General features: G+C 60.3%; 18 protein-coding genes and 1 pseudogene. 14 read left to right on the plus strand and 5 right to left on the minus strand.

The window, feature by feature from the left end; genetic code table 11:
- Positions 1–217: 217 nt before the first annotated feature.
- From LB565_RS25490 to LB565_RS25505, 4 genes are all read left to right on the plus strand, one after another.
- Entirely contained in the window at positions 218–1,183 is a 966-nt protein-coding gene (locus tag LB565_RS25490) for a sugar ABC transporter substrate-binding protein (RefSeq protein ID WP_224588766.1), read from the plus strand.
- A gap of 136 nt (positions 1,184–1,319) precedes the next feature.
- Entirely contained in the window at positions 1,320–2,819 is a 1,500-nt protein-coding gene (locus LB565_RS25495) for a sugar ABC transporter ATP-binding protein (protein ID WP_224588767.1), read from the plus strand.
- Positions 2,816–3,832 (plus strand): ABC transporter permease, encoded by a 1,017-nt coding sequence (locus LB565_RS25500; RefSeq protein ID WP_224588768.1) that lies wholly within the window; start codon positions 2,816–2,818, stop codon positions 3,830–3,832. The genes LB565_RS25495 and LB565_RS25500 overlap by 4 nt, the downstream gene beginning before the upstream one ends.
- Positions 3,833–3,844: 12 nt before the next feature.
- Complete coding sequence (locus LB565_RS25505; protein ID WP_224588771.1) at positions 3,845–4,843, plus strand: LacI family DNA-binding transcriptional regulator; 999 nt, start codon at positions 3,845–3,847, stop codon at positions 4,841–4,843.
- A gap of 203 nt (positions 4,844–5,046) precedes the next feature.
- Here the strand turns inward: LB565_RS25505 and LB565_RS25510 are convergent, their stop codons facing one another.
- Positions 5,047–6,105, minus strand: coding sequence for an ornithine cyclodeaminase (locus LB565_RS25510; protein ID WP_224588772.1), 1,059 nt, complete (start codon positions 6,103–6,105; stop codon positions 5,047–5,049).
- Positions 6,106–6,107: 2 nt separating this feature from the next.
- Positions 6,108–7,040 carry an arginase gene (gene rocF, locus LB565_RS25515; protein WP_224588773.1) on the minus strand — a complete coding sequence of 311 codons (933 nt, stop codon included), beginning with the start codon at positions 7,038–7,040 and terminating at the stop codon, positions 6,108–6,110.
- Positions 7,041–7,172: 132 nt separating this feature from the next.
- Here rocF and LB565_RS25520 point away from each other — a divergent pair, with 132 nt between their 5' ends.
- The gene (locus tag LB565_RS25520; protein WP_040987948.1) at positions 7,173–7,613 is read left to right on the plus strand and encodes an Lrp/AsnC family transcriptional regulator; all 441 of its coding nucleotides are present in this window, start codon (positions 7,173–7,175) and stop codon (positions 7,611–7,613) included.
- 167 nt (positions 7,614–7,780) lie between these two features.
- Positions 7,781–8,077: an adenylate cyclase gene (locus LB565_RS25525; protein WP_224588775.1), complete on the plus strand. Its 297-nt coding sequence runs from the start codon at positions 7,781–7,783 to the stop codon at positions 8,075–8,077.
- Between the two features lie 182 nt (positions 8,078–8,259).
- On the opposite strand, the gene LB565_RS25530 is transcribed toward LB565_RS25525, so the two are convergent.
- Both LB565_RS25530 and LB565_RS25535 read right to left on the minus strand, forming a co-directional pair.
- A complete protein-coding gene (locus LB565_RS25530; protein WP_224588776.1) occupies positions 8,260–8,643 on the minus strand; it encodes a hypothetical protein in 384 nt (127 codons plus the stop codon).
- Positions 8,644–8,877: 234 nt separating this feature from the next.
- Positions 8,878–9,024 (minus strand): hypothetical protein, encoded by a 147-nt coding sequence (locus LB565_RS25535; protein ID WP_224588777.1) that lies wholly within the window; start codon positions 9,022–9,024, stop codon positions 8,878–8,880.
- A 1,234-nt stretch (positions 9,025–10,258) separates the two neighbouring features.
- Here LB565_RS25535 and LB565_RS25540 point away from each other — a divergent pair.
- Genes LB565_RS25540 through dgt form a run of 3 tightly spaced genes read left to right on the plus strand, consistent with a single transcriptional unit; the run spans position 10,259 to position 13,301 of the window.
- Positions 10,259–11,716: a tyrosine-type recombinase/integrase gene (locus LB565_RS25540; RefSeq protein WP_224588778.1), complete on the plus strand. Its 1,458-nt coding sequence runs from the start codon at positions 10,259–10,261 to the stop codon at positions 11,714–11,716.
- Between the two features lie 57 nt (positions 11,717–11,773).
- Positions 11,774–11,995, plus strand: coding sequence for a hypothetical protein (locus LB565_RS25545; protein WP_224588779.1), 222 nt, complete (start codon positions 11,774–11,776; stop codon positions 11,993–11,995).
- Positions 11,996–12,002: 7 nt separating this feature from the next.
- The gene (dgt, locus tag LB565_RS25550) at positions 12,003–13,301 is read left to right on the plus strand and encodes a dGTP triphosphohydrolase (protein ID WP_224588780.1); all 1,299 of its coding nucleotides are present in this window, start codon (positions 12,003–12,005) and stop codon (positions 13,299–13,301) included.
- 114 nt (positions 13,302–13,415) lie between these two features.
- Here dgt and LB565_RS25555 read toward each other — a convergent pair whose 3' ends face one another.
- Positions 13,416–15,326, minus strand: coding sequence for a hypothetical protein (locus tag LB565_RS25555; protein ID WP_224588781.1), 1,911 nt, complete (start codon positions 15,324–15,326; stop codon positions 13,416–13,418).
- A gap of 254 nt (positions 15,327–15,580) precedes the next feature.
- On the opposite strand from LB565_RS25555, the gene LB565_RS25560 reads away from it, so the two are divergent.
- The 5 genes and pseudogenes from LB565_RS25560 to LB565_RS25580 all read left to right on the plus strand — a co-directional run bounded on the left by LB565_RS25560 (position 15,581) and on the right by LB565_RS25580 (position 24,751).
- Positions 15,581–19,642 (plus strand): multiprotein-bridging factor 1 family protein, encoded by a 4,062-nt coding sequence (locus LB565_RS25560; RefSeq protein WP_224588782.1) that lies wholly within the window; start codon positions 15,581–15,583, stop codon positions 19,640–19,642.
- Between the two features lie 73 nt (positions 19,643–19,715).
- Positions 19,716–21,011, plus strand: coding sequence for a hypothetical protein (locus LB565_RS25565; protein WP_224588783.1), 1,296 nt, complete (start codon positions 19,716–19,718; stop codon positions 21,009–21,011).
- 8 nt (positions 21,012–21,019) lie between these two features.
- On the plus strand, positions 21,020–22,483 hold the full coding sequence (locus LB565_RS25570; protein WP_224588785.1) for a HEPN domain-containing protein: 1,464 nt from the start codon (positions 21,020–21,022) through the stop codon (positions 22,481–22,483).
- Between the two features lie 12 nt (positions 22,484–22,495).
- Complete coding sequence (locus LB565_RS25575) at positions 22,496–23,347, plus strand: DUF4238 domain-containing protein (RefSeq protein WP_224588786.1); 852 nt, start codon at positions 22,496–22,498, stop codon at positions 23,345–23,347.
- Between the two features lie 383 nt (positions 23,348–23,730).
- Positions 23,731–24,751 (plus strand): annotated as a pseudogene (locus tag LB565_RS25580) (IS110 family transposase).
- The last annotated feature ends 542 nt before the right edge of the window (positions 24,752–25,293 follow it).

Raw genomic sequence — 25,293 nt, forward strand, 5'->3', positions numbered from 1 at the left:
AGCGATTCGTGTCTCATCCCCAGCGTAGAATCACAACCGATTCCGCGCCGCAATACCCTATCTTAGCGCCTATGCCCGCAAGGGGGAGATCGGCAGCTTCGGGGCCGGCGCTCCTCCCGTCCTTACCCTCGATGTTGACATCTGATAAAATAGCAATCTACTTTGCCGCGTAATCGGTTACGTAACCGATTACGGCTCAATCAAGTGGAGGAGACTAATGAGCAAGATTTCGAACATGCATGGGCTTGGCTCGTTCTCGCGCCGCCAGTTTCTCAAGACCAGCGCTTTGGCCGCCGGCGCGCTGGCTCTGCCGCTAGGCCCGGCCCTCGCCGCCGACAAGCCGAAGGTCGGCCTGGTGATGAAGTCTTTAGCCAATGAGTTCTTCAAGCAGATGCAGGCCGGCGCGGAGGAGTATGCGGCCAAGAACAAGGACAAGTTCGATTTCGCCGCCGTCGGCATGAAGGACGAGCGCGACTTCGCCGCCCAGGTCGACGCCATCGAGAACTTCATCACCCAGAACTACAACATCATCGTGGTGGCGCCGGCGGATTCGAAAGCCATGGTCACGCCGATCGCCAAGGCGCTGAAGGCCGGCATCAAGGTCATCAACATCGACGTCGCGCTCGACACCGAGGCCAAGAAGAAGGCCGGCATCGACCTCGCCTTCTTCGGTCCGGACAACCGCGCCGGCGCGAAGCTCGCCGGCGACGCGCTCGGCAAGGCGCTGGGCAAGGGCGGCAAGGTCGTCATCCTCGAGGGCAATCCCGAGGCCGACAATGCCAAGCAGCGCAAGCTCGGCTTCGACGATTCGGTGAAGGAGTACAAGCTCAAGCTGCTCGACTCCAAGACCGCGCATTGGGAGACCGAGGAAGCCAACACGCTGATGACCAACTTCCTCACCCAGCATCCCGACATCCAGGGCGTGATGGCGGCGAACGACTCCATGGCGCTCGGCGTCGTCAAGGCGATCGACGCTGCCGGCAAGTCCGGCCAGATCAAGGTCGTCGGCTTCGACAACATCCCGGCCGTCGGTCCGCTGCTGAAGGAAGGCAAGATGCTCGCCACCGTCGAGCAGTATGGCGCGAAGATGGCGGCGATGGGCATCGACTATGGTTTGCGCGAGCTGGCCGGCGAGAAATTCTCCGGCTGGGTCAAGACCGACGTCAAGCTGATCACCGCATGAGGTGAGCCGGGGCGCCGGCACTCCCTTCCGGCGCCACGCTTCGCCTCTCTCGTCACCGCCGCCGGCAATTCCGGCGGCGGTGACGGAGCGCCCGCGCCGCTATCGCCGACGGGCACGGTTTAGGATTCTGCCGCCCATGGATACGATTCTCTCCCTTGAAGGGGTCGGAAAGATCTTTCCCGGCGCTGTCGCGCTGAGCGAGGTGTCGCTGTCGATCGCGCGCGGCGAGACCCACATCATCCTGGGCGAGAACGGCGCCGGCAAGTCGACGCTGATCAAGCTCTTGGCCGGCATCTACCAGCCGGATTCGGGCAGGATTGCCTTCAACGGCCAGCCCTACCAGCCGAAGACGCCGCATGATGCGCAGCAGAGCGGCATCCGCATCGTGCATCAGGAGCTCAATCTTCTGCCCTATCTCAGCATCGCCGAGAACCTGATGCTGGAAAGCCTGCCGCGCCGCGCCTTCGGTATCGTCGACCGCAAGGCGCTCAACAGCCGCGCCGTGGCGCTGCTCAGGGAAGTCGGCCTCGACATCGATCCGCGCACCAGGGTCGAGGCGCTGGGCGTGGCGCAGATGCAGCTGGTCGAGATCGCCAAGGCGCTGAGCTACGACTCGAAGCTTCTGGTGCTCGACGAGCCGACGGCGACGCTGACGCCGCCGGAGATCGAGCGGCTGTTTTCCATTATCAAGCGGCTGAAGGCCAAGGGCGTCACCATCATCTACATCTCGCACCGGCTGCACGAGGTGTTCGAGATCGGCGACCGCGTGACGGTGTTGCGCAACGGCAGGCTGGTCGCGACGCGCGACCTTCACGGCCTTTCCGTGCCGGATATCGTGCGCATGATGATCGGCCGCGACATCGCCGACGAATTCGGTTTCGATGCCAGGGTCGTGCCCGGCAAGGTCGCGCTCAGCGTCGCCAATCTGAAGCGCGACGCCTCCACCCCCGAGATCTCCTTCTCCGTGCGCCATGGCGAGATCCTCGGCGTCGCCGGCCTGGTCGGCAGCGGCCGCACCGAAGCCATGCGCGCGCTCTTCGGCGCCGACCCAAAGCTCGACGGCGTCGTCGAGATCGATGGCAAGCCGGTGGCGATCGCCGCGCCCAAGAATGCGGTGCGGCACGGCTTGAGCCTGCTCACCGAGGACCGCAAGGGCCAGGGCCTGCTGCTCGACATGGCCGTCGACAAGAACATCACCATCACCGATCTCAGCAAGATCGCGCGCAACGGGCTGCTCAACCGAAGGACGGAGGCGGCGGCCGCCAACGATCTCGTCGGCCAACTGCGCGTCAAGGCGAGCTCGATCGAGCAGGCGGTGCGCAATCTCTCCGGCGGCAACCAGCAGAAGGTGGTGCTGGCCAAATGGCTGTTCCGCGGCACCTCGACGCTGATCCTCGACGAGCCGACGCGCGGCGTCGACATCGGCGCGCGGCGCGAGATCTACCAGCTTCTGTGGATGCTGGCGGCGCAGCAGAAAGGCATCATCATGGTATCCTCCGACCTGCCCGAATTGATGGGCATGTGCCACCGCATCATCGTCTTTTCCAGGAACAGGATCGTCGGCGAACTGGCGCGATCCGACTTCGACCAGGAGCGCATCCTGTCGCTCGCCTACCAGGAGTATGTGCGGCCATGAGCGAGACGACCGAGATAGCCGTTGCGGCGCCTGTTTCTCCGGGCCGGGCAAAATTCCTGCGCTTTTTGGTGCGCGATGCCGGCGTGCTCCTGGCGCTGGTGCTGATCACGCTGTTCTTCTCGGCGACCGCTCCCTATTTCGCGACCTCCGGCAACGCGCTGAAGATCTTCGTGCAGATCGCCATCAACACGGTGCTGGCGGCCGGCATGACCTTCGTCATCCTCACCGGCGGCATCGATCTTTCGGTCGGCTCGGTGCTGGCGCTGTGCACCGTGGTCGGCGCCACCGTGATGATCAACGAAAGCCTGTCGCCGGCCGTGGCGATCACGCTGGCGCTTCTCGCCTGCATGGCGACGGGCGCCGTCTGCGGCTTCCTCAATGGCTGGATCTCGACGCGCTGGAAGATCCCCTCCTTCATCGTCACGCTCGGCATGCTCAACATGGCGGCGGGCGCGGCCCGCGTCGTCAGCGACAATTCCACCATCACCGGCCTGCCGCAGAGTTTCGTGGATTTCGGCAACCTCATCATCGGCGGTTTCCTGCCGTCGATCTTCCTGGTGGCGGTGCTGGTGATCGCGGCCGGCTGGTTCGTGCTGCGCTTCACCGTCTTCGGCCGCATGATCTTCGCCGTGGGCACCAATGACGAGGCGGTGCGGCTGTCGGGCCACAATCCGGATTTCTACAAGGTCGCCGCCTTCACCATCAGCGGGCTCACCGCCGGCATCGCGGCCATGGTCTATCTGTTGCGCCTCAACATCGGCAGCCCGATCGCCGGCGTCGGCTACGAGCTCAACGCGATCGCCGCCGTCATCATCGGCGGCACCAGCCTCAGCGGCGGCAAGGGCTCGATCATCGGCACGCTGGTCGGCGCCTGCATCCTGCAGGTGCTCTCCACCGGCTTGCAGCTGCTCGGCGTCGGCGACAATTTCAAACCGATCGTGATTGGCCTTGTCATCGTGCTCGCGGTCATCCTAGACGCGTACCGGGAGAGACTGTTGCGGAAAATCCGCTGAGGGGAACGGGCTATGACGACGATCGCAGATGTCGCGCGGCGTGCGGGGGTGTCCGTCGCCACCGTCTCGCATGTGATGAACCACACGCGCCACGTCGAGCCGGAAACGGCCGAGCGGGTGCGCGCCGCGATCAGCGCGCTGCGCTACAGTCCGAACTCGGTGGCGCGGAGTCTGCGGCGCGGCGAGACCAAGACCATCGGCCTCTTGCTCCCCGACAATTCCAACCCGTTCTTCGCCAGCGTCGCGCGGCAGATCGAGGATGCGGGCTTCGTCTCCGGCTACACGGTGATCCTGTGCAACTCCGACGGCAATGCCGAGAAGGAGGAGCGCTACCTCTCGGTGCTGATGGCCAAGCAGATCGACGGGCTGATCTTCGCCGGCTCGTCCGACCATGCGCGCGTGTTCGCCCGCCTGTTGCCCAGCGTGCCTGCGGTGCTGCTCGACCGCGAGATCCAGTCGGTCAATGTCGATTCGGTGCTGGTCGACCACGAGCATGGCGGCTATCTCGCCGGCAAATACCTGGCCGGGCTCGGCCACAGGAAGATCGGCGTCATCGGCGGTCCGCGCGATTCGAGCTCCAGCCCGGCCCGCCTGCGCGGCTTTGCCCGCGCGCTTGGCGAAGCAGGCATGGAGCTGCCGGCGTCGTCGATCGTCGATTCCGACTATCATTTCGCTGGCGGCCGCCTGGCGATGGAGCAGCTTATGGTACAGGCGCCCAGCGTCACTGCGGTGTTCGCCTGCAACGACCTGATGGCGATGGGCGCGGTCACCGCGCTGCGCTCGCGCGGATTGCACGTTCCCGACGACATGTCGATGATCGGCTTCGATGACATCCCCTATGCCGTCACCACATGGCCGCCGCTGACGACGATCGCGCAGCCGGTGGAAAAGATCGGCACGTTGGCGGTGAGCCTGTTGCTCGGGAGGCTGGGCGAGCCGGAAGCGCCTTCAAGGCGCGAGGTGCTGGCGCCGGTGCTGGTTGAGAGGGAAAGCTGCGCGGCGCGGCGGTAGTGCTGGCAATTGCCGACGCCGGCGCTGCCCCCGCTCCGTCTCGGCGCTGCGCGCCGATCCACCTCTCCCCCGCTTTGCGGGGGCGAGGAAAAGCCAATCGCTAACGGCGTGGCCTTGCAAGGCTTGGGTTCCTCGCCCCCGCCAAAGGCGGGGGAGAGGTGTCCGCGCAGCGGACGGAGAGGGGGGCGCCCTATGCGGTTGGCTTACGCCGCCGGCTGTATGGCCGCCCGCTCCAGCATGCCGAACAGGTCGCGCGGTTCGTCGGGGTCGGCGAGCAGGTCGAGCTCTTCATAGAGGCCGGTGGCCTGGAGCTGGTCGCGAACATAGCGCAGCGCGGAAAAATCTTCCGTGGCGAAGCCGACGGAATCGAACAGCGTGATCTGCTCCGGCGTCTTGCGGCCTTCAGCTTTCCCGGTCATCACCTGCCACAGCTCGGTCACAGGATGGTCGGCGTCGAGCTGCTGGATCTCGCCCTCGATGCGCGTCTGCGGCGGGAACTCGACGAAGATGTCGGAGCGCAACAGGATATCGCGGTGGAGTTCCGTCTTGCCCGGACAGTCGCCGCCGACGGCGTTGATATGGACGCCGGCGCCGACCATGTTGTCGGTGAGGATCGTGGCGTACTGCTTGTCGGCCGTCACCGTGGTGATGATGTCGACGCCTTCCACGGCATCCTGCCCGGTCGAGCAGATGGTGACATCAAAACCCTTGCCGGCGAGGTTGCGGGCGCATTTTTCGGACGCCGAGCGGTCGATGTCGTAGAGCCGCAGCCGGTCGATGCCGATGAGCGCCTTGAAGGCGATGGCCTGGAACTCGGACTGGGCGCCGTTGCCGATGATGGCCATGGCTTGGCTGCCCTTGGGCGCCAGGTATTTAGCTGCCACCGCCGAAGTGGCCGCCGTGCGCAGCGCCGTCAGGATGGTCATTTCGGTGAGCAGCATCGGATAGCCGGAGCCGACATCGGCGAGCACGCCGAAGGCGGTGACGGTCTGGCGGCCCTCGCGCATGTTCTTCGGATGGCCATTGACATATTTGAAGCCGTACATCTTGCCGTCGCTGGTCGGCATCAGCTCGATGACGCCGTCGTGGCTGTGCGAGGCGATGCGCGGCGTCTTGTCGAAAAGCTCCCAGCGGCGGAAATCCTCCTCGATATAGGCGGCGAGCTCGGTGAGGAAACGCTCGACGCCGATGACGAGCACCAGCTTCATCATGCGGTCGACGCTGACGAAGGGAACGATGGCAAGGCGCGAAGGCTGGGTCATGATCAAAGGCTTCCGGAATGGCTGCGGGTCGGGCGATCCATGATGCGGCGGCCCATCAGGCTGGCGGCAAGGTCGACCAAAAGAATCGCGGTGCGGCCACGCTCGTCGAGGAACGGGTTCAATTCGACCAGGTCGAGGCTGGAGACCAGGCCTGAGTCGGACAGCATCTCCATCACCAGATGCGCCTCGCGGAAGGTGGCGCCGCCCGGCACGGTCGTGCCGACGGCTGGCGCGATCGAAGGGTCGAGGAAATCGACATCGAGACTGACATGCAGGAGGCCGTTCTCCTTCTCGACGCGAGCCAGGAAGGCGCGCAGCAAGGGCGCGATGCCGTGCTCGTCGATGGCGCGCATGTCATGGACGGTGACGCCGGCTTCAGTGAGCGCGCGGCGCTCGGCCGGATCGACGCTGCGCAGGCCGATAGCGCAGATTCGGGCCGGGTCGACCGCTTGCGGCAGATCCGGGAAATAGCCTTTGAAGCCGGCCTGCCCGCTCGCATAGGCGAGCGGCACGCCGTGCAGATTGCCGCTGGTGGTGGTGTCGAGCGTGTGGAAATCGGGATGCGCGTCGAGCCACAGCACGAAGAGCGGCCGGCCGCGCTCGGCGGCGCGGCGCGCCACGCCCGACACCGTGCCGGCGGAGATCGAATGGTCGCCGCCGAGGAAGATCGGCATGGCGTCCCGCGAAGCTGCGTAGGCGGTCTCGGCGATCGCCGCCGTCCAGGCGGAAATCTCCGGCAGCGCCTTCAGCGCGAGATTGCCGTGCACCACCGGGCGGGCCGCGGCCTTCTCGACCGCGCCCCAGTCCTCGACCTCATGGCCGAGCTCGGCCAGCACCGAGACCAGCCCTGCCGTGCGCAGCGCGCTCGGCCCCATTTCGCATCCCATCCTGCCTGCGCCGTCCTGCACCGGCGCGCCGACGATCCTGCAGCGCATGATTCTTTTAGCCCTTGCGATTGATTGGCTTAATTGGATCATCAGCCGCTGGCGGTTTGAACAGGTGAAATTGGCATTTCGAGAAGAGTGATTTATCATTCTGGACAAGCGATTTGATCGAAGTGGGCAATCATGGATGCGCTCGACGAAAGACTGGTCACGCTTCTGCGGCACGATGCGCGGCGCAGCGTCTCCGACCTTGCCGTCGATCTCGGCGTCTCGCGCGCCACAGTCCGGGCGCGCATGGAGCGGCTGGAAAAATCCGGTGAGATCATCGGCTACACGGTGGTGCTGCGCGCCGACGCGGTCGATCAGAGGATACGCGGCGTCATGATGATCGAGATCGAGGGCCACGCCGCCGACCGCGTCGTCAAGGCGCTGGGCGGCCTCGCCGAGGTCTCGACCATCCACACCACCAACGGCCGCTGGGACCTTGTGGTCGAGCTCGGCACCGCCACGCTTACGGATTTCGACGCGGTGCTGCGCCGCATCCGGCTGATCCCCGGCATAACGGGCAGCGAGACCAGCTTGTTGCTGGCGACACCGCGGACGACGCGGGCGCGGCTGGCGTAGTTTTATGATCGGTCGAGGCTTGCCGGCAGGCCCGCCTGCGCATCACGGTTGCGTGAGACTAGGGACGATCGGTGCCCCGAGAGCGTTAGTGGCGCATGATGTCCGACTCGCCGGGTGCTCCAAAACCCGAGCGCCCTCCTGAAATCCAATCCTTTTGGGAGAACACGATGAAACATCTTCTCACGCCAATAGCGACTGGCCTGCTCATAGCCTCCACCGGCATGGTCTTGGCCGCCAACGTCCACACCGTAACGGGCACGACAGGTCAGCCGAACCAAACCATCGGCACGCCTCAGACAGGAGATGCCACGCCGGGCCACGCCGCCTCCGCTCCGGGTTCGGCCTTCAACCCGGACGGCAACGCAGGAACGCATTACGCAGGCACCCAGCCGCAGAATTCGAAGAATCCGAAAAGCGTATCGCAATATGACGTGGCGGGGTTCCAGCAGTCCCACAATCATTAGGGACGGGCATTAGGCGACGGGGTTGCGCGTGGCGGAGAAAGCGAAGATCCCAAAAGAGCGCAGCTCAAGACGACACATGCCGGCGTTACTGCCGCCGCAGCATCGTGGGTATGCGGCACGCCGGTGTGAAGCCAGGCAAGGCTTGATCACACCGGCAACCGCTTTACCAAGAGGCATGTTCGTCAGCCGTTCGGATAATAGCCGCCGTCGGAGCCGTCGCCCATATAGGTTCCCTGGCCGGTGGCATTCCGAAGCCGCTGATCCAGCTCATTGATCTGCCCGATCGCCGAACGGCCTCCGGCGGGCTTGATGGCATCGGCCTGCCGCATCAGGTCGCGGGCCTGGTCCTGTGTGATCTTGCCGGCCTGCCTGGCCGTGCGGATGCCTTGTTTCACGCCAAGCAGTTGCTCCGTCGCGGCTCTCGCTTCCGGGTTCGGCGGCACCGACGCCGTGGTCATGGTGTCGACCGCCGCTCTATGGTGGCGGTGCACGGCATAGGCGCTCGAAAGCGGTATGGCCGCGAAGATCGAGGCGGCCGCGATGATTTTAGGGGTGAAAGAACGCATGATGACATCTCCTCGTGATGGAGGAAGCGGCAAAGCCGCTTTATCCGAAACGGGCCGTCCGGTCGCGTCGTGTCGCGGTGCAGGCCATCCACCGCCGGCGGTTCTCGGCCCAGGGAGGAGATATAGAAATCGCCGCGGCGTTGAAATGGAGTGGCACGCAAACGTTATCCGATGTGATCTGGGGTTGAATCGCCGATGCGGCGCAACGATGCGGTCCCCGAAGGCCGGACGTTTTCAGGCGACGCCGGCGAATGGGACCGGCGAATGGCCAGCCTGCCCGCCAATTGCGGCATTGGCCCGGTCGGCCAACCGCTCGGCTTCGCTGCGCGTCAGCCCGATCAGCGGCCGGCCGTCCATCTCTGCCGGGAGATCAAAAGCCAAATCACAGACAAGCCAGTCGTCACACGGATCCTGCATCGCCGCGAACCTCATTGGCGTTCCTTGTTTCGGCGCAGCTGGACCGGTTCATCCTTTCACGGAAACAGCGGGCCTGCTCTTTCTCTTGTTTTTACGCAATCGGGACGGAGGGTTACGGCGGAGGCGCCGAGTCTAACTGCCCACATTTATCCTGGAACTGCTCCAAAGCGATTCAGTGTTCACGGGACCGCTGAACCGTCCTAAGTCCCTGATTTGACCGTGTGCCTGCCCCGGGACCGCTCTGCGCTTCCACGACGCGCGTAGAAGTCGAAACGGAGTCCGATTGTTCCGGTGCGGGCCGGTAAAATATCGATAAAAGACTGAAATATCCAGAAAGCGCCGGCCGCGATGCCGAGACGAGTTCGTTCGCCTGGCCGGCGAGCTCTTCCGCTTGCTCGCGCGTGAGGCCAAGCAGCACCATGTCCGGCATCTGCGCCGGGTAACCGGACCGCAGATCATAAACCATCCATTGGCCGCATGGATCCTGTAAGGCTGTGAACCTCATAACGCTTTGGCCCAGTTCTTTACCTTGACGCAATTCCGAACGGAAAACCGCGCTCAAACCTTTCCTGGAATTGTTCTGGCCCCAACATAACGATTTTGCGGGAATGCGCCCCGCGAGACTGCCCGGCCGGATGAATTCCGGCACTTTCACACAACATAGAATTGTCGGGCGCCCCGCAAAAGAGGCTCTGCAGTCCCTTCGGCATGCGACCCAAGTCTGACGGGCCGCGGATACTTTCCGGATGACGAACGTGCCTGTCTGAAGGAAAATATCGCGTGAACCATGTGCTTTGGTCTCTTTGCGGGAGATCCGTGGCGGAAGGCTACGGCGAAGACGACGAAGCCTAACCGCTCACATTTGGACTTGCTCAAACGGCCCTCACTGGAGGTTCGGCGCACTTTTGGGTTGGGCGTGGTTGCAAGCCTTAAACGCGAAAAAGCCGCGGAGACCGCGGCTTTTCGTTTGCTTGCTTCCTGAAGGAAACTGGAGCGGGTGAGGCGATTCGAACGCCCGACCCCAACCTTGGCAAGGTTAGAGATGGGCTACTCTACGCTATTCAGCAGTATCCGGGAGTACGATAACTTATTGATAAAACTTGACATTATTTCCAGACGTTCGCTAGGGTAATCCAGCCTTTTCCTTCACGGTGTTGACCAGGTGTTGACCAATGAGGGCCTTTGAGGAGATGGATCGGTGGCAAAGCGCGTTGGTGTGGCCCTCACAAAACGGGTGGTTGACGCTGCCGAGAGGAGCGACCGACGCTACTTCGTCTGGGACAGCGAGTTGTCCGGCTTCGGTCTGCGCGTGGAAAAAAGCGGCGCGAAGACCTTCGTCGTTCGGTATCGCGCCGAAGGTGGTGGTCGATCGGCTGCACAGCGGTACGTGACCATCGGCAGGTTAGGTACGCTTACTCCAGAGCAGGCGCGCAAGCAGGCGAAAGCTGTCCTTGGAGGCGTCGCCAAGGGTGAAGATCCCGCGGATGAGCGCCGCGCGAAGCGACGCGAGATGAAGATAACTGGCTTGATCGACCTCTACGAAGACGAAGGCTGCGTCATCCAGCGCGGGAAACGGCAGGGTCAGCCGATGAAGCCGTTGACGAAGCAACTCACACTGGCACGCTTGCGCAACCATGTTGTGCCGTTGCTCGGACACAAGCGCGTCAGCGAATTGAATGCTGGTGACATCGAACGGTTCGTCCGCGATGTCACCGCTGGCAAGGCTAATCGAGACGAGAAATTAGGCCCACGCAGACGCATCATCGTACGCGGTGGGGAAGGAGCGGCTCGAAAGGTCGTGCGAGATTTGTCTGCTGTTTTCAGCTTCGCGATTCGAAGCGAGATCGTAGAGAGGAACCCTTGCGAGACGGCCGCCGTCCGCAAGACCGACAATCAGCGGAAACGGTTCCTTGTCCTCGATGAAGTGACGCGCCTTGGATCGGCCCTGGATGAACTGGAGGCCGAAGGGGTTAATCCCAAGGCAATTAACATTGCGCGGCTCTGGGCGCTGACTGGCTGCCGCCGAGAGGAGATCGCATCGCTCAAATGGACCGAGGTGAATTTCGCAGAGGGACTTTTGGAGCTCGACGATAGCAAGACGGGGAGGTCGATCCGTCCCCTGGGAGCGGCAGCAGTTGCGCTGCTCGAAAGTCTCCCACGTGAGGCGGGCAGCAATTTCGTGTTCCCGGCCGCGCGTGGAGATAGCTATTTTCAGGGCACCAAGCGCATTTGGGCAAAGGCGATCACGAAGGCGAAGCTCCCAGGGGTTACCCCCCATACTCTTAGGCATACGATTGGCTCGACCGCGATTTCGACGGGTGAAGCGCTAGCACTCACCGGCGCGATCTTGGGCCATTCAAATCCGCGTTCGACCGCTATCTATGCTCACGTGCAAAACGACCCGTCTCGGCGTGCCGCCAATCGCGTGACGAAGAAAATTGCTGCCGCTCTCGCCGGCAACCAGCTCTCGCGCAAGCTCTTGAGAAAATCCGAGGCGGAGGATGGTTCAACCGATCTCGAAACGTTAACTCAGGTATTGTCCGCTCGGCTCCTGGTCGAGGGGATCGATGAAGTACGCGTTAAGGCGATCGTGATGGACATGATAGCAGCGCGCGAGGCGGATCCCGCCAAACATGGTACGTCCCGTGCAACCTAACTTGTTGTCAAAAATTTACGGGTATGAGAGAACGTTGTGACCGAGGGAGACCGTCGTATGGAACAGCGAATCACTGAAGCAAGAGATGCGTTGATGCGGCATATCCGCAAAGAAAACCGAGCCGTGGATCCCAAGCGGCTCGTGGAGCTTCTGACGGCGGATGGGTACTCACGCCGTGAAATTCAAGCTGCGTTGCATCTAGCCATGAGCCGCAATCAGATTCGAATCGACAGAGAGATGCGTTTCTTTAGGCCAGGCAAAACTTTGCAGGCTGCTTAAATCGCGAATGGTATCGCGTGTATGGACGGATGCGGCTCGGAGGAAGCGCCTCCACAGCACACCTGAAAAAGACCAGCGAAAACCTTTTGAGGTCGATCGCGATAGGATTCAATATTCTTCCGCGCTGCATCGTCTCGCCGGCGTCACCCAGATTGTTCGAGTAGGCGAAGCCGATGTGTTTCACACTCGGCAGCAGCACACGTATAAGGTGGCCCAAGTTGGGCGACGGCTCGCTCAGAATTGTATCGATGCTGATCCTAAGCTCGCGAGGAAGCTGGGGGTCGAGGTTGAGGTAGTCGAGGCTGCCTGTCTTGCCCACGATCTAGGCCATCCCCCATTTGGGCACGCCGGGGAAGCCAAGCTTGATGGATTGGTAGAGCAAAAAGGTGACCTTGATGGATTTGAAGGCAATGCTCAAACTTTCCGAATTCTAACCAAGCTGGGCGTACGATATCCAGACTGTCTGGGCCTGGATTTGACCCGCGCTACCCTTGCGGCGTGTCTAAAGTACCCTTGGACCCGAGACCCGACAAAGCCTGAACGGAGCAGTAAGTGGGGCGCTTACAAGGTCGATCAAGCCGACTTTGATTTTGCGAGAAAATACCAGGACCACGCGTTCCAAACCACAGAAGCCGCGCTGATGGACTGGGCCGATGACATTGCCTATTCAGTTCACGATTTAGAGGACTTTCACAGAGTCGGAGCCATACCCTGGAACCACATCCTCAATGAGGGCTCCCAAGAAATCATCCGTAAGACCCATGAAGTCTGGTTCGGCGCGCCGAGTGAAGCGCTCGCCCAACTAAATGAGGGGTTCGAGCGCTTAGCTCTTGTCCTCAACACGACATTTAGCGTGCTTCTGAATACGTCTTACGAAGGGTCACGAGAGCAGCGAGTGGCACTCCGCAGCCTAACGTCGTTCCTAATTGGACGCTTCCTGACAGCGGCGAAATTGACCGAAGAAGGAAATGGATTGCACATTCCATTGGACACTCTAGCGGAGGTCAAACTTCTCAAACAGATTACAAAACAATATATTATCTCTAACCCTTCTTTGATAGCTCAGCAGCTGGGTCAAAAGAAGGTTATAGCCGAGCTATTCGATATTCTATGGGAGAATTCTGAAAAAGGATGCCCAAAATTTCTGCCTGTTAGATTGAGATATATTTGGGAAATTGGCGAAGGTCAAAGAGCACGATTTGCGGCAGACTGCATCTCAAGCTTGACTGAGCATGAAGTTATGGCGCTGTATGGAAGATTGTGCGGCCTCTCTGGGGGATCAGTTTTGGACCCAATCGTACGATAAGCGTTTGGGCTTTCCCGTCCACGGCAAGCTACCTCACCGGTTAGAGGCGACTCACAAATCCCGAAACACATCCATTTCGACCCTCTGCCCTTCGGGATGCCCCGCTTAGCGAGTCTAGAATGGGTGATTTCGTTTAGAGCCGAAGGCTTTTATCCAGATGTCTAGCTTCCGAAGGACTGATTGGTAGCTTCTCTCGTCCCGGCAGAAAATGATGGCTGTCGCACGGTTGTAGTCATCATCTCTGTCGCTCAGGAACGCTTCGGCCTCATTCTTGCTCAATCGCTGTTCAACCGCTTTCCGCAGTTTCTGACGCCACATATTTGCTTCGGCTAGGCTCTCACGGTCAGCCTGTTGGCGGCGCTCAATCGCGGAAAGTATTTCACGCGCCTTCCCGGCGGCGTGATAGCCATGATAAGCGGCCTCTAAAGGGGAGCGACCGTCGAGATCAGGATGCGCTTGGCTCAGCCATGCGCCGGGGTCGTTGAGTACCGTTTCGGCGTACTCCGCAAGCTCTTTCTGCCGATTGATTTTGATTGTCTCAGCTTGCACGGCAGCTCTGGCCTTCTTCTCCGCCTCCTGCGTGGCAACAACAGCCAGGCGACGATCGCATTCGTTTGCAATCGGAAGGCCCAAAAGTTCACGTACGTCAGTGCGAGTGCCGTTGAAAAGGCCAACGATGGCGCGCAACTCAGCTTCAACGGGTTGCATCGTGCGCGTGCTTGCCAGCAGGGCGGCGTACGGTTCAGCTGTCTCCGGGTTGGTCATGTTCAGCCAATCCTTAACGGTCATTCCGCCGCGTTCTTTGTCAGGCAGCTGATCTAGAAGCCATCCGACAGTCTCGTGTATTACCTTTCGGGCGGATGCCGACTCCATCTCTTCCATGACCAGCTCAAGCCAGGCCGAGGCTACGACTGGCGAAACTGCGAAACCGTGCGTCCAATCCAATGCGACGCCAACTGCCGTTAGATATTTCAGATAGAATTCCACAGCCCTCCATGGCGCCGCAAAGCGACTGTCCAGCGCCGCGGTAGCCGCCTCAAGATCATTGCTGATCCATCTGAATTCCGGGCGGACCAGGCCCGTGCTCGCGAGGTGCTTCGTCACTGAAACTGCTGTTGGCAGCTTCTTCCCAAGCTTTTTGCCATACAAGACGTCGGCAATAACGATAGCCTGCCAGTTGCTAGGATGCGTGGTGAAGCACGCGTAGCCGGCAACTTCCACACCAATGTGTTTGTCCAGGCCGATGCCGCGCAAAATATCGATGGTTGATATGGGCAGAGGTTCCGGATTTGAGCGTAGAGCAGTGTCGTAGGCCCGGGCTTTCTGTCGAGCATCGGCCGTCAGTTTGTTCGCAGCAGCGACCAGCGCGGCGGCAGCCTCTTTTTGCAACTCTACAACAGCTTTGTCGATCGCCTCATTAAACAGCCATTTCCGAGGGGCCGAACGAATCACTGCGTCGGCAACTACCTCTGGCCTGGCATCCCTGGGCAGTTGCAAAAGATCAATTTCTATCGCCGCGATGCCGTGTTGGCGGATGCGTCGAATCTTTTCATCGTCACAGGGGTGGGTGACAGCAATTTCTACAAACAGTTTCCGTCCTTTGATAGTGACATACAGATCAGGCACTATCTGTTCGGGGTCTCGGAACTCAAGAGTCGCCGACTCCAGCTCTATCTTTTCACGACCCGGCAGAAGCCGTTCAACGTCCCCATGACTTGCGATTCGCTTTGGGACGAACAGGATGAGCTGATCCTTGATAATCTGCTTGGCTAGCTTGTGCAGGGAGGTTTCCGGACCTCCGCCGCAGGCATCGCGGTGATGGTGCGCGAAATGCGGTGTCCTTGCCAAAGTCTTAGCGACCAGGTGACTCCCGCACATGCCAGGACAGATGCAATCGCATCGAAGGCCGCGCTCGGCCGCCGAGATGTGTATCAGGCTTCCATCTGCCTTCTGCCCATACACAAGCTCGGCACGATCGGTACCGTATTTATTGCGCAAATGTGCATGACTTTCGTAACCTGTCATCTGGCAACCGAACTATGTCGAATCGCAGTCGGCTACATCAAAGCACGCGGAAGGTTGTGCGGTAATCACCCCATACTTGGTCGAATGAGTCTCACCATCGAGCTTGCAAACCTTTGCTCTGGGCGCCTTCGGCCGAATTTCGCCCGCTTGCTGCCGAGGCCGGGATAATCCGCCTTTGCCGCATGGCAAGTGCGACCAGTAGCTGAAGTCCGCAGGTTGCAAGTTTCTCGCTGACGTCATATGTTTTATATGACATGGAAAATTCGAACCCTCCGGATGAACTTACACCCAGGCACGTTCGGGCAGCTCGTGCCCTGCTAGCTTGGTCGCAGCAGGATCTTGCAAAGGCAGCTAACGTCGGAACATCGACTATTGCCGACTTCGAGCGGGGTTCCCGCACACCGGTCGCCAACAATGCCCACGCAATTCGCGCGGCCCTGGAGCGTGAGGGCATCCGTTTCCTGCCTACCGGCGCTGTGATCGGCCCACCCGTACCGGCCATCGTGGGCAGCGACACTGCGGGAACTCCGGTTCGCTGGGTCAGCGCGCAGGACCTCTCGGATTGGGCCGATCGTATGGATGGTCCAGTTAGCTTGCCCACGCTGCTGGCAAAGTTGGTCCATGCCGCAACCGATACTAATATAGAGTTGCGGTTTCCGTCTGACGAAGGGGTTCGTCATTCAGGATGGGATGGAGTAACCTCTACCGCCAGCACCAACGCTTATGTTCCGAAGGGGCGTGCCGGCTGGGAACTTGGTGTACAACGGCGCAACATTCAGCAGAAGGCAACTGAGGACTACGAAAAGCGGACCGCTGACCCGAGCCCGCTCGATCCCGCAACCTCCGCCTTTATTTTCGTCACACTCCGGCATTGGCCGAATAAAGATGCCTGGGCAAAGAGTCGTCAGGAAGAAGGCCCGTGGCGAGAAGTCCGAGTGTATGACGCCAACGATCTTGTGCATTGGATCGAGCGGCATCCGGCGGTCGGCCTCTGGATTGCGACTCGTCTCAACAAGAGGCCGCCCGGAACTCGTGAACTCGACGAGATTTGGGAGGAGTGGTCGCTCGCCCCCGAGTGGCGGCTGACTGAGGACCTCGTGCTTGCTGATCGGAGTGAGGATTCTGCTGAGGTCCTGCGATGGCTGCGAGGTCAGCCATCCGTCCTTTCAGTCCAAGCGACCTCGACAGACGAGGTGGCGGCGTTCTTACATGCTACGCTGAACGAGCTTCCCGACGATCTCGCGGCGACGTATCGTGCACGTACACTGGTTGTGACCACAGCGGATGCGGCTCGAGCTCTGACTGCCGCGCAGGCGCCCCTAATCCTGCTTTTCACGGAGCCTGATCCGGGAGTCGCTCGCACCCTCACCAAGCGCGGGCACTTCGTACTCCAGGCCTATGACGAGCGCCTAATCAGCCGTGGCGAGGTTCGAGCCTTAGCGCGACCCTCGCGGGAGGGTATTGCCAATGCCCTCCAAGCGGCGGGCATATCCGAATCTAGGGCAGACGCGCTGGCCCGAGACAGTGCACGAAATCTTGCCGTTTTACGTCGGCTAATGGAGAGCGCTCCCGGGCGCATACCCACGTGGGCAGAGACGACTCCGCCAAAGGCGCTGCTGGCGGCACTGCTAGCCGGCGGCTGGATCGAGACAAGCGAGGGCGATCGCGCGCGACTGGCCGAACTTGCAGACCAACCTTATGACACAGCAATCGGCAACTTGACGCCACTTGCAGGGGCTTTTGACAGTCCGCTCCAAAAAGTCGGGGAAGCGTGGCGCATCTCGTCGCCGTCAGACGCTTGGATCCTGCTGGCCCACCATATAACGCCCGCCGATCTCGACCGCTTCGAAAATGTTGCCCAAGCTGTTTTGGGCGCCCCCGACCCTCGTTTTGACATGGAGCCCGGTGACCGCTGGATGGCCAACATCCACGGCGTTCACCCAAGCTATTCGGGCCTGCTTCGACATGGCGTGGGTCAAGTCCTGATCCTGCTAGCGCTTTGGGGCAGCAAGGTCCGCACGGTCGCAGATGCTCCAAGACGCGCAGATGCAATCGTCGCGCGGCTGCTCCGAGACGCCGATGCGCAGCGCTGGTGGTCGCTCTCCGGCGACTTCCGGCTCCTCGCTGAAGCCTCGCCCAATGCCTTCCTGACCGCCATAGAAGACAGCCTCGACCAAAACGATCCGCCGATCGCCGCGCTGTTTGGCCACGATGATGGTGGCGTCTTCGGGCAAGAGCACCTGTCCGATTTGATGTGGGCTCTGGAATCCCTCGCCTGGTCGCCTGATTGGATGCCACGTGTAACCAACGTTCTCGCGCGCCTCGATGCAATCGACGTCAAGCCACGCAAATACATTAACGGACCCATGAATAGCCTCAGGGAAGTTCATCTCTTGTGGAGTCCGCAAACTTACGCCACCCAAGAACAGCGCATCCGCGCCCTCGACGTGGTGCGTAAACGCGAGCCGGCCACTGCGTGGAAGTTGATGCTTGGTGTGCTGCCGAGCGGCCATGATACCTCAAGTCCGTCACCGCTGCCGCGCTGGCGCGACTTCAGTATCGACAAACCCGAGCTGGTGACTTGGAATCTGATCGGGCGGGGTGTGGCGAAGATCCGCGAACGGCTGATCGCCGACGTTGGTGTCGATCCCCAGCGTTGGTTGGTACTGCTGGACCGACTCGGTGACCTTTCCCCCGACCTAAGTTCGGTGCTTGAGGCGCTAGATGTAGCCGAAAGCACGGTTACGGACGACGGCGATCGAGCCGCACTTTGGGAAAAGCTTCGAAGGGTCTTGCACCATCATCGAGCGTTTCCAGATGCCGAGTGGTCATTACCAGAGGACGTGCTAACACGGCTGGAAGTGGTTTATGAACGCTTCGCGCCCAAGAATCCGTTGGCGTGTGTAGCTTGGCTGTTTAACGGCTCGGTCGCTTTGCCCAAACCACCAGGCACGGGCTGGAGGGATGAGCAGCACGAGGTCGAGGTTGCACGAAAGGACGCGGCACAAGCTGTCTTTAACAACGGAGGGGTTCCGGCGGTTCTCGGCTTGGCCCGACTGGCCGACAGCGCTGGCTATATTGGCAAGGCGCTCTATGAGAGCGGCGTCTCGACCATTGACCTGGAGTCGTTGGTCGAAGCGGCTGTTAGAAGTGGCGATGCGCGCGAGCGCGCCGTTGCCCACGGTCTGATTGCCACGGCCTTTCAAGATCGCAAGCAGTCTTGGGCGATGTCGCTTATAGCGAAAGCGCGAACGGAGTCTTGGGGCGACGACGCCCTGATGGCAATCTTGCGGGCCTTGCCGGCAGGTCGGTGGACATGGGATCGGGTCGCGGAGCTTGGTGGTAACATCCTGACAACCTACTGGCGCAGCGCTCCGGTATTTTGGATAGACGAAGCCGGCGACGACATGGCCTATGCCGTTCGCCAGCTGATCGATGCGGGCCGAGCCCGTCACGCCTTGGCGCTCACGGGTCGTCGCGGCAACAAAGGTAGGTTGCCGTCCGCGCTAATGCTGGAGGCGCTAGAGCAGGCTGCCCGCCAGCCTGTTGGAAACTCGGAAGATGGTAATGAGGCTACCATGTTCCAGCACTATGTTACCGAGACTCTGACGGAGTTGGATACCCGCGAAGACGTCGACCGCAATGTACTGGTCACGCTGGAATGGAATTACCTACGTGTCCTCGAACACTCGCGCCGTCCAGCGAAGGTGCTGCTGTCCGCTCTATCAGAGCAGCCTAAGCTGTTTATAGAAATGCTCAGCGCCGTATTCAAAGCAAGCGTCGAAAGCGAAATCGAAGAGCCGGAGCCTTCCGATCCTGAACAGGCGCACGCGGTAGCCCGCAAAGCCTTCCGGCTATTCGAACTCTGGAACCACATCCCTGGTCGGCGCGACGACAGCACAATCGACGGTGAGGCACTAGAGACCTGGATAAAGGAGGCACGGGCGCTAGCCAAGGCGGTAGGGCGTTTGGACGTCGCTGACAGCAAGATTGGCCAGATGCTCTCCGCTTCGCCACAAGGCGTGGACGGAAATTGGCCTGCCGAAGCTGTGCGGAATGCGCTCGACCTTTTCCGGAGCAAATCCATGCTCGAGGGATTTCGAGTGGGAAAGGCAAATCGGCACGGATTCACTACTCGTATGCCGGGTGATGGTGGCAATCTGGAGCGTTATGAGGCGGCGAAGTATCGAGGCTGGGCTGAGGCAATCGTCTTTGACCACCCGTACACAGCCAAAGCACTGCATGAGCTAGCCGACAACTATGATTCGCATGCCAAGCGGGAGGATGAGGACGCCGAACAGCGTGATTGGTTCTAAAATCTATAAACTATAACGGACTATTTGTACCAGCTAGCGCTAATGTCGACAGTCCCACTCTTTTGGATTTTCTATGTCCAGTGAGCTCGAGCAAGTCATTGCCGCAATCTGGGGAATGCCTAAATCAAGCGACAATCCTTTCGCCCATCCTGCGTTTGTTCGCCTTGTAGACTATTGCAAAGCGACCTACCCCAACGCCGGGTCAAAACTGTGGCTAACACTTGCTCTTAGCGACGCGCTGCGGTCCTTGGGGATGCATTTCAGAGAGGTGCCAGCCGGTCTCATCCGGACACTCTCACCGGCTGCAGCCGCAGAGGCGCTTCATCTCGCCTTTACCGCGCCAATGTCGCGCCGGGTTCATCTTTGTCCCCTGGACTGGGCTGAGAACCCTCCGGAGTTAGCATTCGGTCGGAATCGCATGCGCCGATTCTCGGAAAAAGAATTGATGGATCTGGCTGAAGCGGACAGGATTCAAAGAGCCTCCCCTTTGACTTCCGTAGACTGGAAGCGATTGTCGCGTTTTCACTGGCTGATTGTCGAGGAAGATATTCTATTGACCGCGGAGCCCGGCGCTCGCGCGTTGCCCATCATGTACAAACCGCTGAGACGTGACCTTGGCGCTTTTCTGCCGCACGAAGGACGATTTCCCGCAGCTGTCGAGGAGGCGCTGTTCCTGATGCTTCTGGCCCCTTGGGAAAACTGGGCGGAAGCACCCGATGTGGACTGGCGCGGCTTTCGTGTGCCATGGATTTACACCGCTGACAGGGACTTGTTCGTTCGGATGCAGGCCCCACCGCAAGACGCATCGCTGACTTGGCAACCGGTCGCCTTCACGGACGTTTATGGCGAGATCCATGAGGAGGAACAACCGGCTCACTACACGCTTGCCGACGAGGTTTCGGGGCTTCCCACAGTGGTCAATCAGTCCCTATGGGAGGACTGGCTTATTGCGCGCCAAACGTCTTTACTAGCTGCACCAGTAGCGCATTTTCTCGTCCGGGCATTTCTCAGCGATCGCATTGATGAATTCCTGGCCCACCTTATGGTGGTAGAGGCGTCTCTCGGCCTCAAAGCTGACTACGGCCCCAAGGCGAAAGGCAATCTCCACAACAATCTACGGCCGACCGACAGGATGGTGCGTAGAATAACGAAATTGCTCTGCGATCCGATCGCTGGTGAAGAATATCGACGCCTCTTCGACGTTCGAAGCAGCTATGTTCACGGGCGCCAAATGGGCGAGGTTTCCAGTGCCGACCTCAAAGGCGCTCGTGCACTAGCGAGGAGGACTGCATTGCGTCTGGTTGAGGTCGCTGCTCGTGGTGCAGCCGCTACCAATCGCGATGCTTATCTAATGTCGCTACTCGACTAGGAGACCTTATGGGAGAAGACGCAGCCCAGGAAAGCATCCTACAGCGACAAATGGGCGAGCTGCTGGTCGACGCGTTTGACGAGGTTGTAGTTGCCATTCTTTCTAAACTTGGAGAGGGCATCAAACCGTCCCGGGTACGCAGGTATCCTACCTTCTCGCTTCGCGACAACGGCATGCCTTCATTGGGCGATGGCCTTTGGACAGGCGCGGGGCCGTTGGAATACTCATCTGTTCTCGAACCACCCTACAACGACGACGAGGCGCGTCAGTTGGGCAAATTTCCGCCCGCTCGTTTCCCTGCAGTCGCCAGGCTCGTAGCGTTCGCTTGCGAGCATCCTGAAATTGCTCGTATGCCCGCGGCAGGTTCCGACCAAGAAAATCCGTTGGTGAAGGTCACCATCGACCTGTTGCTAAGCCGTGCTGCCGATATGCATCTTCTTCGCTTTGGTGTGATGGCGGGGACGGCTGCAACACGGGCCGCTGTGCTGAAGCCGCTGTTGAGAGGATTGTTCGATGCACGCCTGAAGTTTGTTGTGCTCGCCCCAATAGCATTCGTCCGGTTCGACTTCGACCGAATGCGCCTCGGGCCGTCTGCCTTCATAATGCGGATGTCGCCAAATTTGCAGCGAGCGCGTTGGGAAATGAAGGCCTACGGCGCCAACGGGCATGACCAGGTGCTAGCGGCCGCGACCCATGCTTTCGTGGTGACAGGATGGGACGTCCCAAACGGGAATTGGATCGAGCTAAGCCATACGCTGTCGAATTTTAGCTCGGAAATGCGCGAGCGCATCGACGCTTTGTTTGCTGCACTTCGGCTCGAGACTGGGATCGAGACCGGATATGCCCAGGAAATCCGGCTTTCGCGGGGGTGGCGCCATCGACATAACAATGGGCTGCCTGACGTTTACGCCGTTGGCGCACGCCGCTACCCCGAGGCGTTCGACGATTTTGGCTGGAACCGAGCGGACTTACCCCTCGTCGGCAGAGCGCAGATGCGCCAGGTGGCAAGCCTTGTCGAACCACTCGAAAATTCTTCGGACGAAAGGCTCATTTTGGCCACCCGTAGGCTGAACACGGCGATGACGCGCAGCGATCTCGCCGACGCAATTCTCGATGCCACAATCGGTCTTGAGGTCTTGCTCGGCGATGGAGACGGTCAGGCAATTTCATGGAAGCTTCGTATGCGCGCAGCTGCTTTGGCAGGCATTGGCAGAGGCCAGACCGGCGCTAAGGCCATGAGTGACGCGATTGCCTTGGTTTATGCCACGAGATCAGCCATCGTCCATGGGGTTCGCCGGCGGCGCGGTGCCACTGCCGCGCACGCAGAACGCGAATTGGACGCGAAAGACCAGGCGCTAAACGCGTTGCGAGATGTGCTTAAGATCCTTATCCATCGGCCGGAATTTCTCGATCCACGTCGTATCGACAGTGACTTGTTAATGGTGCCGCCAGGCCTCGCCTCTATCTCTTAAGCCATCTGACCGATGTCAGTTCCCAAGCGCCATCACTATGTGCCGCAGATGCTCCTCAATGGGTTCACTGACTCGGAGGGCTGGCTGCATTGGTGCCGCCCCAGTGATCGCCCAGTAACGGTCCGGCGAGCGAGACCACCTGAGCTGTTCCATCAGAACCATTTGTACAGCACGCTTTCTGACACCGGCACCAAAGACCCAGCCATGGAGCACGCTCTCTCTATTCTTGAGAGCGAGGCTGCTGGAGTTGTGCAATCCATTTTGTTGCCGGCGCGAGCGGGGAAGCTCCCCGCCCTCACGCACGAGCAGAAACTCCTCTGGTACACGTTTTTCTTAACCCAGTGGCGACGCACGCCGGAGACCCAACGGGCGAACGTATCCGATGCTGAAGCACTGCGAATGATCGAGGAAACACTTGACGAGCTGCGCCAAGTAGCACCCCATCGCGCTAATGAAATCGAAGCACTAGCGACGCCCGAAGCCAAGGCAAGGACGATGCGAAACGTTCGAGTTCAGACAATCGGGCAGCAGCCAAGCGTTGAACTGATGCGAGTGCTGCAGCGTCGCGGTATTGCCATTTTACGAATTGCCCAGCCAAACAAGCGCTTCATCATCGGCAGTCGGCCGGTCGTGAAACTGACCACGCAAAATTCCACCGATCTCAATGATCTAACAGTTGAGATGTGGCTCCCACTCGCATCGGATGTCGCTGTGGGCGTAGGGCAAGGCGACGGAAATGTCAGTCTGCACCACACAGTAGATGAGCGCCCAGTCCGACAGCTGAACATCGCAATCGCGCGGCAAAGCGGTACAATCGCTGCCGCTTCAGGAGCCCTTGTCAAATCCATTGCCGATACGCGATGAGCAGTCGAATAATTGGCGAAGATCGTCAAATCAACGATGCTTTAGGAATGTCGCTCCCGTGGCTGTGCGCAAGCCGGCGACAGTGCACGCGATGTGGCATGTTGCGTCGTTCATCAATGCTTCGGCCGTAAACCGAGCTGGCGCCGTTTGGTGCAAAGGTTTGCAACACTTCGGCTTTCTCGGCGCAGCCGATGGACGGTGGATCCGAAACTCAAACCCGTGGCGCCCGCATCCTGACTATGCCAATTGAGACAAGGATGTATCCGCTTCGGCGGATGAGCACCGATGCAGACGAGGAACGCCTGAACGCACCTTATCTTTTGGGATGGCCCGCCCCTCCGGCTGCGGACAACTGCTAGTCCGTGTCAGAAGGAGGAAGGAAAATGAAAATCACCCTACTCGAAATCGATCTCGGAAAGACGCTGTTCAGCCCCGTCGGCCTCGACCGGGAAGGGCGGTTGTGCTGCGTCGTAGGATCCGTCGGTCATCCCTTGCTGCATTCGTCGACAAGCAAGCGCGCTGAATCATTGGCACGGAGGCGTGCTGCGGTGCTCATCATCGCGCGCCAGTTCGCCATGGGCGGACACGAGGTTCGGCTGATGCCGCCGGGGTATGTCAAACCGTACATGAAGTCGCACAAGAACGATGATCGTTGATGCAGAGGCAATCGCCGAAGCGGCGACACGGCCGACAATGCGCTTCGTGCCAATCAAGTCGGAAGAGCAGCTCGATGTGCAGACTTTGCACCGTGCCCGCGAACGGCTGGTTGGCACTCGGACGGCACTGATCAATCAACTGCGGGGTGTGCTGTTCGATCGCGGCATCGTCATCGCCAAGGGGCGCCAAAAGCTGAATCTGTGGCTGCGCGAGAACCCGCTGGGCAACACGCTCCTAACCGCAAGGATGCGGCAACTCGTTGATGACATGGTCGACGAATTGCACGCGCTCGATCATCGGATCAAGCAGCTCGATCAAGAGTTCGAAGCGCTCGCGAAGAGCGATGAACGGGCTCGTCTGTTGCGCAGTGTCCCGGGCATTGGCGCGCTCAACGCAACGGCGCTTGCGGCAGCGGTCGGCGACGTGTGGGCGTTTGCGAAGGGGCGCGACTTCGCTGCTTGGCTGGGGCTTGTTCCACGTCAGGTCACGACCGGCGGCAAGCCGCGGCTGACGGGGATAAGCAAGCGCGGGAGCACCTACATGCGCGTTCTGTTGATCTATGGCGCGCGAGCGGCACTGCCATATCTGGCGCGAATGGACACCCAGCTCGGCGCCTGGCTGCAAGCGCTGCTACAGCGCGCCAAGCGTAACGTGGTGGTTGCGCTCGCCAATAAGCTGGCCCGGATCGCCTGGGCCGTGATGTCGAAACAACGCCCATACGAGGCCGTGGTGGCCTCGAAGGGGTAATGAGTTTGGTCGAGCGGCCGCGCCCCGGCGGTTGCTCGGCCGCATGAAGTCTGCGGGAGGATGTGCACAGAGATAGCCCAACGGTTGATCGGCGTACGGCAAACCTGTCGCATGCAGCGGCCCTTTCGAGGCCGGGTATCTTGTTAGGAGCCGGGCGCGTGAATCTCCATCTTGGCAGGGCGTCCAAACGCCGAGGCCGGATACATTGGTGCAGACCGGGTGTGCCTCTCAAAACATTTCGCTTGCAGACGGGGCGGGCCATACATTGCCTGCGGCCGCGCCGATCGCGAGACGGCCGGACTGCGCCGGAAGGCCTGTGATGATGCTCCGTCAGTCCGATGGAGAAGTGCGCCACGACGGTTCCAACGCTGCAAATAGGCAGCGCGACTACCCCGTCACAGCGCGCGGAAGACTGCACGGCGCATCGGAACTCGACGTCAGGAAACGGAATCGTGACATAGAGCATAGAAGAGTGTATTATCGTAGTTTGGAAGAGAAACGGCAGTGGCAAAGAAGTCTCTAAAAGCACAACCGGATAAGAT

The organism is Mesorhizobium sp. CA14 (assembly GCF_020165195.1).
GTDB lineage: Bacteria > Pseudomonadota > Alphaproteobacteria > Rhizobiales > Rhizobiaceae > Mesorhizobium.